The following is an 11,491-nucleotide window of genomic DNA, read 5'->3' as shown; positions in this document are numbered from 1 at the left end:
GTTTCTCGCACACCCCCGGCACGCTCCGGCTGCCCCCGGCCGTCCCCGGCGCACACACCCCCGACGTGGCCCGCGACTGGGACCTGCCCGAACTGCTGAAGGACCACTGCTGATGGCACTGCCGACGGAACCACCGAAGGGCCACCGCTGATGGAACTGTCCATGCCCCTGGCGTACGCCGGTGATCCGCGGACCGCCGCGGACCGGGCCGCCGCCCTGGAATCCGCGGGCCTCGACGCCGTCTGGGTGGCCGAGGCCTACGGCTTCGACTCCCCGACGATCCTGGGATACCTCGCCGCGAGGACCGAGCGGATGCGGATCGGCTCGGCCATCCTCAACGTCTACTCGCGCAGTCCCGCGCTGATCGCCCAGACCGCGGCCGGACTCGACGCCCTCAGCGGCGGCCGAGCCATCCTCGGCGTCGGCGCCTCCGGACCCCAGGTCGTCGAGGGCTGGCACGGCCGCCGCTACGACCGCCCGCTGGGCCGCACCCGCGAGGTGGTCGAACTGGCCCGGCGGATCTGGCGGCGCGAGCTGATCGAACACCACGGCATCACCGATCTGCCGCTGCCACCGGAGAAGGGCGGCACCCTCGGCAGACCGCTGAAGCTGCTGAACCACCCCGTCCGCGCCACCGTCCCGGTCCACCTCGCGGCGCTGGGCCCGGCCAACGTCCGGCTGGCCGCCGAGATCGCCGACGGCTGGCTGCCGTTCCTGTACGTCCCCGAGCACGCCGCCGAGGTCTGGGGCCGGTCCCTGGCCGAGGGCCGCGCGAAACGCGACCCCGCGCTCGGCCCGCTCTCGATCGTCGCGGGCGGCCCGCTGGCCATCACCGACGACGCCGAGGCCGTCCACGACCTGATGCGTCCCACCGTCGCCCTCTACGTCGGCGGCATGGGCGCGCCCGGCCGCAACTTCTACCACGACCTGGTCCGCGCCTACGGCCACGAGTCCGCCGCGGCCGCCATCCAGGAGCACTACCTCGCGGGACGCAAGAAGGAGGCGGAGGCCGCCGTACCGGCGGAACTCCTCGAACAGCTCTGCCTGGCCGGTCCCGAGGGACACGTCCGCGACCGCGTCGAGGTCTTCCGCGAGGCGGGCGTGACCATGCTCGACGTCACCCCCGTCGGTCCCGATCCCGCCCGGCTGATCGAGCGCGTGCGGAGTTGGCTGTGACACATGTGAGGAGTTGCCGGTGACACTGGAACGCGATCTCTACGGCCCCGACCACGAGGCGTTCCGCGAGACGGTACGGGCCTTCCTGGCCAAGGAGGTGGTCCCGCACCACGAACGCTGGGAGCGCAACGGCGTCGTCGACCGCGAGGCGTGGCGCTCGGCGGGCCGCCAGGGCCTGCTGGGCATGGCCGTCGACGAGGAGTACGGCGGCGGCGGGAACAGCGACTTCCGCTACAGCGCCGTCCTCATCGAGGAGTTCGCCCGCGCGGGCGTCTCCGGGCTGGCCCTGAGCCTGCACAACGACATCGTCGGCCCGTACCTGACCCGGCTCGCCGACGAGGAGCAGAGACGCCGCTGGCTGCCCGGGTTCACCTCCGGCGACCTCGTCACCGCCGTCGCCATGACGGAACCCGGCGCCGGTTCCGACCTCCAGGGCATCCGCACCACCGCCGTCGACCGGGGCGACCACTATCTGCTCAACGGCGCGAAGACCTTCATCTCCAACGGCATCCTCGCCGACCTCGTCGTGGTGGTCGCCCGCACCACCCCCGAGGGCGGCAGCGGCGGACAGAGCCTGCTGGTCGTCGAGCGCGGCATGGCGGGCTTCGAACGCGGCCGCAACCTAGAGAAGATCGGCCAGAAGGCCCAGGACACCGCCGAGTTGTTCTTCGACGACGTGCGCGTGCCCAAGGAGAACCTGCTGGGCGAGGCGAACCAGGCCTTCGCGTACCTCATGGGCAACCTGGCCCAGGAGCGGCTGGCCATCGCGATCGGCGCAGCCGCCGCGGCCGAGGAGATCCTGGACGTCACCCTGCGGTACGTGAAGGAGCGCGAGGCGTTCGGCAGACCGCTGGCCAGACTCCAGCACATCCGCTTCGAGGCCGCCGAGATGGCCACCGAGACCGCGGTCACCCGGACCTTCCTGGACCGCTGCGTCACCGAGCACGGCCAGGGCCGGCTCGACCCCGTGCACGCCTCGATGGCCAAGTGGTGGGCCACCGAACTACAGAAGCGGATCGTCGACCGCTGTCTGCAACTCCACGGCGGCTACGGCTACATGAGCGAGTTCCGGGTGGCCCGGGCGTTCCTCGACAGCCGGGTCCAGACCATCTACGGAGGCACCACCGAGATCATGAAGGAGATCATCGGCCGCTCCCTGCTCGACTGAGCCCCGGCCGACTCCCCTCCATGGCACCCGCGTTGCCCGCGGCTTCGTCCGGACCCGACACGGAAGGCACCCGAGGTGAGCACCGAAGCGTATCTGTACGACGCGATCCGCACCCCGCGCGGTCGCGGCAAGGCCGACGGGGCCCTGCACGGCACCAAGCCGATCGACCTGGTCGTCGGTCTGATCCACGAGCTCCTCGGCCGCTTCCCCGACCTCGACCCGGCGGCCATCGACGACATCGTGCTCGGTGTGGTCGGCCCGCTGGGCGACCAGGGCGCGGACATCGCCCGCACCGCCGCGCTCCTCGCCGGGCTGCCGGAGACGGTGGCGGGCGTACAGCAGAACCGCTTCTGTGCGTCCGGTCTGGAAGCCGTCAACCTGGCTGCGGCGAAGGTCCGTTCGGGCTGGGAGGAACTGGTCCTGGCGGGCGGCGCGGAGTCCATGTCGCGGGTTCCGATGGGCAGCGACGGCGGTGCCTGGGCGCTGGACCCGAGGACCAGCCACGACACCGGATTCGTCCCGCAGGGCATCGGCGCCGACCTGATCGCCACGCTGGAGGGCTTCTCCCGGCACGACGTGGACTCCTACGCGGCCCTCTCCCAGGAGCGGGCCGCCGCCGCGTGGAAGGACGGGCGCTTCGACCGCTCCGTCGTCCCCGTGCGGGACCGCAACGGGCTCCTGGTCCTGGACCGGGACGAGCACCTCAGGCCCGGCACCACCGCCGAGAGCCTGGCCGCGCTCAAGCCCTCCTTCGCCCGGGCCGGAGAACTGGCCGGCTTCGACGCGGTGGCGCTCCAGAAGTACCACTGGGTGGAGACCATCGACCATGTCCACCACGCGGGCAACTCCTCCGGCATCGTCGACGGCGCCGCCCTGGTCGCCATCGGCTCCGCGGCGGCCGGTCGGCGGTACGGCCTGACCCCGCGGGCCCGGATCGTCTCCGCCGCCGTGTCCGGGGCCGAGCCCACCATCATGCTGACCGGGCCCGCGCCCGCCTCCCGCAAGGCGCTCGGCAAGGCCGGACTGACCGTCGACGACATCGACCTCGTCGAGATCAACGAGGCCTTCGCCGCCGTCGTCCTGCGCTACGTCAAGGACCTGGGACTGGGCCTGGACAAGGTCAACGTCAACGGCGGCGCCATCGCCATGGGCCACCCGCTCGGCGCCACCGGCGCGATGATCCTCGGCACCCTCGTGGACGAACTGGAGCGCCGCGACCTGCGGTACGGGCTGGCGACCCTGTGCGTCGGCGGCGGCATGGGCATCGCCACCGTCGTCGAACGCCTCTGACCGGCCGTCCGCCTCCGCAGTCACCGGCCCCCGCGGCCGTTCGCCTTCACGGGAGACCTCAGCCATGGACACCACCGCACGTCCCGCCACCATCCGCTGGGAAGAGTCCGACGACCACGTCGTCACCCTCGTCCTCGACGACCCGGGCCAGTCCGTCAACACCATGAACGCCGCGTTCATCGACTCGCTGGACGCCGTCGCGGCACGGCTGGCGCAACGCCGCGACACCGTCCGGGGTGTCGTCGTCACCTCCGCCAAGAAGAGCTTCTTCGCCGGCGGCGACCTGCGCGACCTGATCGCCGTCACCCCCGGGACCGCCGGCGCCTCCTTCGAGGCCGGGATGCGCGTCAAGCGCGCGCTGCGGGTCCTGGAGACGCTGGGCAGGCCGGTCGTCGCGGCGATCAACGGCGCCGCGCTGGGCGGCGGTTACGAGATCGCGCTGGCCTGCCACCACCGGGTGGTGCTGGACAGCCCGGCCGTCCGCGTCGGGTCTCCCGAGGTCACCCTGGGCCTGCTGCCCGGCGGCGGTGGAGTGACCCGCACGGTCCGTATGTTCGGGGTCGCGCAAGCCCTGCGGAAGGTTCTCCTGGAGGGGCGGCAGTACGGACCGGCGCGCGCCCTGGAGGCCGGCCTGGTCGACGAGATCGCCGCCGACCCGGACGAACTCCTCGCCAGAGCACGGGCGTTCGTCGACGCCCATCCGCACTCCGCCCAGCCCTGGGACGCTCCCGGGTACCGCATCCCCGGCGGTACCCCCGCCGACCCGGAGCTGGCCGCGCAACTCCCGGCGTTCACCGCGCTGTTGAAGAAGAGGACCGGCGGTGCCCCGTACCCGGCGCCGCGCAACATCCTCGCGGCGGCCGTGGAGAGCTCCCAGGTCGACGTGGACACCGCCTTCCTGGTGGAAGCCCGGTACCTGACGGAACTGGTCACCGGGCAGATCACCAAGAACATGATCCAGGCGTACTTCTTCGACCTCCAGGCGGTCGACTCCGGCGCCGGCCGCCCGAGGGGCGTCGAGCCGCGCGAGGCGACCAGGGTGGCCGTGCTGGGCGCGGGCATGATGGGCGCCGGGATCGCCCACTCCTGCGCGAAGGCGGGCATCGACGTCGTACTGAAGGACGTCACCGCGCAGGCGGCGGCGCGGGGCAGGGCCCACTCCGAGAAGCTGTGCGACAAGGCCGTCGCGCGCGGGGACGCGACGCGGGCGGAGGCGGACGCCCTGCTCACCCGCATCACCGCGACCGCCGACGTCGGAGACCTGGCCGGCTGCGACGTGGTGATCGAGGCCGTCTTCGAGGACCCGGGCGTCAAGCACCAGGTGTTCCAGGAGCTCCAGGAGGTCGTCGCCCCGGACGCCCTGCTGTGCTCGAACACCTCCACGCTGCCGATCACCGCTCTCGCCGAGGGGGTGCGGCGGCCGCAGGACTTCATCGGCCTGCACTTCTTCTCACCGGTCGACAGGATGCCGCTGGTGGAGATCGTCAAGGGCGGGAAGACGGGGGAGGAGGCGCTGGCGCGCGCCTTCGACCTGGTGCGCCGGCTCGGCAAGACACCGATCGTGGTCAACGACTCGCGCGGCTTCTTCACCTCCCGGGTCATCGGCCGCTTCATCGACGAGGGCGTCGCCATGGTCGGCGAGGGCGTCGAACCGGCCTCCGTCGAACAGGCCGCCGCCCAGGCCGGCTACCCGGCCAAGGTCCTCGGGCTGATGGACGAGCTCACCCTCACCCTCCCGCGCCGGATCCGCGAGGAGAACCGGCGCGCGGCCGAGGCGGCGGGCCGCGATTGGCAGCCGCACCCCGCGGACGCGGTCGTGGACCGCATGATCGACGAGTTCGGCCGGACCGGCCGGTCCGCCGGCGCCGGCTTCTACGACTACGTCGACGGCAGGCGCGCCGGGCTCTGGCCGGGGCTGCGCGAGCACTTCACCGATCCCGCGCAGCGTCCCGCGGACCTGACCGAGCTGATGGAACGGATGCTCTTCGTCGAGGCGCTGGACTCGGTGCGCTGCCTGGAGGAGGGTGTGCTGGTCTCGGTGGCGGACGCCAACGTCGGCTCGCTGCTCGGCATCGGCTTCCCGCCGTGGACGGGCGGTGTGCTCCAGTACATCAACGGCTACGAGGGCGGCGCGGGGGGCGGCAGCGGGCTGCCCGGCTTCGTGGCCCGCGCACGCGAGCTGGCCGCGCGGCACGGCGAGCGTTTCGCCCCGCCGGAGCTGTTGCTGCGCAAGGCCGAGCGGGGCGAGACCTTCACCGACTCCTGATCGGCCGCCCGGACCCGCGGCGCCCCCGGCCCGGACCGCCCACCCCACCTCGTACGCCACCTCGTGCACCACCTGGTACCCCGGCTCCACCGGGCACGCCTGCGGGGGCCTCCCATCGCCCCGGTCTCCCCAGACGTCTCCCTTCCGACCCGCAAGGAGGCCCCGATGACATCGGCACCCCGCACCACCGGCGACCTGCCCGACGACCCGGCCGACCGGACCCTGCCCCAGCTGCTGGCCCGCAACGCCCGCGAGCACCCCGGGCTCCCGGGCCTGTCCTGGCAGCCGGCGGACCAGGACGGCGACTGGACGACGTACAGCTGGGCGGAGATCCACGAGCACACCCGGTGCCTGGCCGCCGGCTACCGGGCGCTCGGCGTCGGCCGCGGCGACCACGTCCTGCTGATGATGGCCAACCGGCCCGAACACTGGCTGTCGGACCTGGCGCTGGTCCGCCTCGGCGCGGTCCCGGTCAGTGTCTACGGCACCGCCGCCCCCGAGCAGATCACCCACATCGCCCGCAACTGCCGGGCCCGCCTCGCGGTGGTGGAGGGGGCGGCCCAGGCGACGGCGTGGGAGCCGACGCTGGCCGACGCGGACACCCCGCTGGAGCGTCTGCTGGTGGTCGAGGCGGATCCGCGGGGCGGCCACCTCCCGTACGCCGCGCTGCTGCACGAACCGGTGCCGGCGCAGTTCGACAAGGAACTGGACACCGCCCGCCCCGAGGACCCGCTGACCGTCGTCTACACTTCCGGCACCACCGGCGAGCCCAAGGGCGTCGTCCTGACCCACCGTCAGGTGATGTCCAACGCCCTGGCCCTGGACGCCGTGGTGGAGCTGCCCCCGCACGTCGAGCACATCTGCTACCTGCCCTTCGCCCATATCGCCGAGCGGATGCTGGGCATCTACCTGCCCTGCCACCGGGCCTCGCACGTCCGGCTCTGCGCCGACCCGGCACGCGTCGGCGAGGTGGTGCGCAAGGCGCGCCCCGCGCAGTTCTTCGGCGTGCCGAGGGTCTGGGAGAAACTGTCCGCCGCCGTGCGGGCCGTCCTCTCGCTGATGCCGGCCGAGCAACGGGACGTCATGGACCGGGCGTTCGAGGTCGCCCGCGAGCACGTCGCGTACCGCGAGCGCGGTGAGACACCGCCCGCCGAGCTGGCGGAGCGCTACACCCGCGCCCGCGCGGACGTGCTGCTGCCCATGCTGGCCGCGGGCGGTCTGGACCGGGTGACCTGGGCGGCCAGCGCGTCGGCGCCGATGCCGGTCGACGTGGTGCGGTTCTGGGCCGGTTTCGGCATCGTCGTCATGGACGCCTGGGGGCTGACCGAGACCACCGGGGTGGCCACGAGCAACAGCCCGAGGACCGGCTTCCGGCTCGGCTCGGTGGGACGCCCGGTGGAGTCCGTGGAGCTCCGCATCGCCGACGACGGCGAGATACTGGTGCGGGGCACGTCCGTCTTCTCCGGCTACCTCCGACCCGACGGCTCGGTACGGTCCGCCCTGGACGCCGAGGGCTGGCTGGCCACCGGCGACATCGGCCGGATCGACGAGGACGGCTATCTCTGGCTCACCGACCGGAAGAAGGAGATGATCATCACCTCCACCGGCAAGAACGTCTCGCCCGCCCTGGTGGAGAACGCGCTCAAGGAACACCCGCTGATCGGCCAGGCGATGGTGCACGGCGACAACCGCTCCTACCTGGTCGCCCTGCTGGTGCTCGACGCGGAGTCCGCCCCCGCCTGGGCCGCGGCCCACGGCGTCGCGGCGGAGGGGGGACTCGCCGGACTTGCCGGACACCCCGCCGTCCGGGCGGAGGTGGACCGCGCGGTGGCCGCCGCCAACTCCCGGCTCAACCGCACCGAGCAGGTCAAGCGGTACGAGCTGCTGGCCGAGGAGTGGGGTCCGGCGACCGGCGAGCTGACGCCCTCGCTGAAGATGCGGCGCCGGGTCATCCGGGACAAGTACGCCGACGAGCTGTCCGGGCTGTACGAGGACTGACCCGGGGCACCTCCCGCACCCGACAGGCGGCCGCCCGTCCCCGTCCCCGGGGCGGGCGGCCGCCTCTCGCGTGGGCCGTTCTACAGGCCGTAGGTCTTGCCGATGACGTCCCGCTGGATCTCGCTGGTCCCGCCGTAGACCGTGGAGACGACCGCGGCCCGCAGATGGCGCTCCATGTCGAACTCCGTGGTGTAGCCGTAGCCGCCCATCATCTGCATGCCCTCCAGGGCGGCCCGCTTGGCGAGTTCGGTCGCCTTCAGCTTGGCCATGGACGCCTCGCGCGGGAACAGCCGGTCCGGCTGCGCGTCGCAGTCCAGCGCCACCTCGCGCACCAGCAGCCGGGTGCACTCGATCTCGGTGGCGAGATCGGCGATCCGGTGCCGCAGGGCCTGGAAGGAGCCGACGGGCCGACCGAACTGCTCGCGTCCGCGGACGTAGGCGACGGTGTCGTCGAAGGCGCGGCGCGCCAGGCCCAGCATGTTGGCGGCCAGGAAGAGCCGCTCGTGGTTCAGGCCGGCCATCAACTGCCGCCAGCCGTCGTCCACCTGACCGACCACGGCGTCCGCGGGCAGTCGCACGTCGGTGAGGAAGACGTCGTTGACCTCCCGGCCGCGCATGGTCTCGATGCCCCGTATCTCCACGCCGGGGGTGTCGGCGGGCAGATGGAACATGGTCAGACCGCCGTGCTTGTCCTCGCCGGTGCGGGCCACCAGGAGGATGCTCCGCGCGCAGTGCGCGTTGGAGATCCAGGTCTTCTGACCGTCGATCACCCAGGTGCCGCCCCCCTCCCGCCGGGCGCGGCAGCGCAGCGCGCCGACGTCCGACCCGGCCCCCGGTTCCGACATCGCGATGGCCAGCACATCGCCGCGCACGGCCCCGGACAGCACCTGCCGCCTCTGCGGTTCGGTGCCGAAGCGTTCGTACGCCTTCGCGGTGATGACGGTGGTGACGAAACCACCGCACGGCACCATTCCGTACGACGTCTCCTCCAGGAAGAGACAGGCGTCGGCGAGCCCGCCGCCGGAGCCGCCGTACTCCTCGGGCAGACACACCCCCAGCCAGCCCAGGTCGGCGAGCCGTCCGTACAACCCGGGGTCGTGGGCCTCGCGGCCGCCCCCGGTCAGCGCGTCACGCTGCTCCCGGCTGCCGCACTCGCGCTTGGCGAAGTCGCGCACGGCCGCGGCGAACGCGGCCTGTTCCTCGGTGAGTCGACTGCCCATCAGGTCCTCCGGGATCCGGGTGCCGGTCGGCGGTGCGGTCAGGGTCGGGCGAGCAGGTGAGTTACAAAGATATGCTACTTGTTTCACAGACTCTCGGGGAATCGTCTGCCGGTATCGTGATGAGCACCATGAGAACTGACACGAACGACTCCTGGCTCGCCCGGGCTCTCGACCGGCCGGAGCCGGAGGACCGTACGGAGCGCCGGATCCTCGACGCGGCACTGGAGCAGTTCACCCTCCTGGGGCTGCGCCGCTCCTCCGTCGACGACGTCGCCAAGCGGGCCGGAGTCTCCCGGGTGACCGTCTACCGGCGTTTCCAGACGAAGGACAAGCTGGTCGAGGACACCCTGCTGCGCGAGCTCGGCCGGTTCTTCCAGCGGCTGGACGCGGCGGTGGCGGCGCTGCCGACCATGAAGGAGCGGGTCGTCGAGGGCTTCGTGGTCGCCCTGCGGCACACCCGCGCCCATCCGCTCTTCGGCGGTCTGCTGCGCCTCGAACCCGAGGTGGTGCTGCCCTATCTGACCGTGCAGGGCAGCTCCTCGCTCTCCGCCACCGTCGAGTACCTGACGGTGCATCTGCGCCGCGCGCAACAGGTCGAGGGCCGTCCCGACGACGACCCGCGTCCGGTCGCCGAGCTGATGGTGCGGGTCGCCGTGTCCTTCCTGCTCAACCCCGCCAGCTGCATCGAGATGGAGGACGAGGACCAGGCCCGGGCCTTCGCCCGCCGCTACCTGGCCCCGCTGCTCGACGCCTGACCGGCCGGACCCGTTCGCCCGGACCCGTCTGTCCTGGCGGGTCCGGCCCGGCGACCGGGGCGCCGCGCGGTCGTTCAGCGGCGCCGGTGCAGTGCCTGCGCCAGCCGCACCGCGCGCTCCCGCGTGGCGGCCGGCACGGCGAACGAGGTCAGCGCGATCGGCGGGGTGAACCGCTGCACCGTGGTCGACTGCACGGAGGTGAAGGCCCGCAGCCCCTCCGCGCCGTGGATCCGCCCGAAGCCGGAGTCCTGCGAACCGCCGAACGGCAGCGCCGGCACCGCCGCGAAGCCCAGCACCGAGTTCACCGACACGGCCCCCGCGCGCAGCCGCGCCGCGATCGCCGCACCGGCGCGCCCGCTCCGGCAGAACACCGCGGCCCCCAGGGCGTAACGCGAGGCGTTGGCCCGCTCCACCGCCTCGTCCACGTCGGCCACCGTGTTGATCGCCACGACCGGCCCGAAGGTCTCCTCCGTCATCGCCGCCGCGTCCTCCGGAACGCCGGTCAGCACGACCGGCGCGACATACGGGGCGCGCACCGACTCGGGCCCGCCCAGCAGGGCCCGCGCTCCCGCCGAGACCGCACCGGTCACATGCCGCTCGACGACCGCGACCTGGCCCGGCAGGGTCATCGGGCCGTAGGGGGCGCCCGCCTCGGCGCCCGGACGCAGTGCCTCGGCGCGCTCGACCACCCGTTCGCACAGCGCCGCGTGGATGTCGCGCACCGCGTAGACGCGCTCCACCCCGGCGCAGGTCTGTCCCGCGTTGCTCAGCGCGCCCCAGACGATCGCGTCGGCGGCCGCCGCCAGGTCCGCGTCCGCGGTGACGATCACCGCGTCCTTCCCGCCGCACTCGGCGAGGAACGGGGTCAGCGTCTCGGCGCACACCGCCATCACCTTGCGGGCCGTCCCCGGCGAACCGGTGAACGCCAGCTTGTCGACCCCGGACCTGGCCAGGGCGTCCCCGGTGGACGCCGCGCCGGTGACGGTGGTGAGCAGCCCGGCATGCCCGGGCACGGCGGCGTCGAAGGCCTCGGCCAGCAGGACCCCGGTGCCCGGGGTCAGCTCCGACGGCTTGAAGACCACGGCGTTGCCCGCGGCCAGGGCGTAACCGATCGAACCCATCGGGGTGTACAGGGGGTAGTTCCAGGGACCTATCACGCCGACCACGCCCAGCGGCCGGTGCACCAGCGAGGCCCGCTGGTGGACGGTGAACAGTCCGGTGCCCACCTTCCGCCTGCGCAGCACGCGGGCGGCGTTGCGAGCGGCCCAGCCCAGGTGCTCCAGCGTGAGGACGACCTCCAGCGCGGCGTCACCGGCGGGTTTGCCGGTCTCCTCGGCGATGGTGCGGGCCACGGTGTCCAGGTCGGCGGCGAGGGCCTTCTTCCAGCGCAGCAGGTGCTCACGGCGCCGGGACGCGGGCAGCGCCGCCCAGCCGGCCTGGACGGTCCGGGCCCGGGCCACGGCACCGGAGACCTCCTCCGGCCCGTTCACGGGGTGGGCCGCGATCGGCTCGCCGGTCGCGGGGGAGTACGTGGTGAAGGTCGTCGCGCGAGGTGCGGTGGCCGGGGTGGTGTCGGTCATCGGGTCTCCTGACGGGGAGCGCGGGGGCGGGCTACGGG

8 protein-coding genes are annotated in these 11,491 nt (G+C 73.0%); 6 read left to right on the top strand and 2 right to left on the bottom strand.

The annotated features are described in order from the left end of the window. Window positions 1-150: 150 nt before the first annotated feature. The 5 genes from FNH09_RS40100 to FNH09_RS40080 all read left to right on the top strand — a co-directional run bounded on the left by FNH09_RS40100 (window position 151) and on the right by FNH09_RS40080 (window position 7,898). Entirely contained in the window at window positions 151-1,176 is a 1,026-nt protein-coding gene (locus tag FNH09_RS40100) for an LLM class F420-dependent oxidoreductase (RefSeq protein WP_152894794.1), read from the top strand. Between the two features lie 19 nt (window positions 1,177-1,195). Beyond that, complete coding sequence (locus FNH09_RS40095; RefSeq protein ID WP_375979507.1) at window positions 1,196-2,344, top strand: acyl-CoA dehydrogenase family protein; 1,149 nt, start codon at window positions 1,196-1,198, stop codon at window positions 2,342-2,344. A 75-nt stretch (window positions 2,345-2,419) separates the two neighbouring features. Beyond that, window positions 2,420-3,634, top strand: coding sequence for an acetyl-CoA C-acetyltransferase (locus tag FNH09_RS40090; protein WP_162469808.1), 1,215 nt, complete (start codon window positions 2,420-2,422; stop codon window positions 3,632-3,634). A gap of 64 nt (window positions 3,635-3,698) precedes the next feature. After that, window positions 3,699-5,900 (top strand): 3-hydroxyacyl-CoA dehydrogenase NAD-binding domain-containing protein, encoded by a 2,202-nt coding sequence (locus FNH09_RS40085; protein ID WP_152894793.1) that lies wholly within the window; start codon window positions 3,699-3,701, stop codon window positions 5,898-5,900. Between the two features lie 165 nt (window positions 5,901-6,065). Further along, window positions 6,066-7,898 carry an AMP-dependent synthetase/ligase gene (locus tag FNH09_RS40080; protein WP_152894792.1) on the top strand — a complete coding sequence of 611 codons (1,833 nt, stop codon included), beginning with the start codon at window positions 6,066-6,068 and terminating at the stop codon, window positions 7,896-7,898. A gap of 80 nt (window positions 7,899-7,978) precedes the next feature. Here FNH09_RS40080 and FNH09_RS40075 read toward each other — a convergent pair whose 3' ends face one another. Then, window positions 7,979-9,118, bottom strand: a complete 1,140-nt coding sequence (locus FNH09_RS40075; protein ID WP_152894791.1) for an acyl-CoA dehydrogenase family protein — start codon at window positions 9,116-9,118, stop codon at window positions 7,979-7,981. 128 nt (window positions 9,119-9,246) lie between these two features. Between FNH09_RS40075 and FNH09_RS40070 the strand changes: the two genes are divergently transcribed. Then, window positions 9,247-9,873 carry a TetR/AcrR family transcriptional regulator gene (locus FNH09_RS40070; protein ID WP_152894790.1) on the top strand — a complete coding sequence of 209 codons (627 nt, stop codon included), beginning with the start codon at window positions 9,247-9,249 and terminating at the stop codon, window positions 9,871-9,873. 74 nt (window positions 9,874-9,947) lie between these two features. On the opposite strand, the gene FNH09_RS40065 is transcribed toward FNH09_RS40070, so the two are convergent. Continuing rightward, complete coding sequence (locus FNH09_RS40065) at window positions 9,948-11,453, bottom strand: aldehyde dehydrogenase family protein (RefSeq protein WP_152894789.1); 1,506 nt, start codon at window positions 11,451-11,453, stop codon at window positions 9,948-9,950. Between the last annotated feature and the right edge of the window lie 38 nt (window positions 11,454-11,491).

The sequence above is a fragment of the Streptomyces adustus genome, from assembly GCF_009377175.1.
In the GTDB taxonomy this organism is placed as follows: domain Bacteria; phylum Actinomycetota; class Actinomycetes; order Streptomycetales; family Streptomycetaceae; genus Streptomyces; species Streptomyces adustus.
Note: the sequence above shows the minus strand (reverse complement) of the source record. Positions and strands in the feature narration are given on the sequence as shown.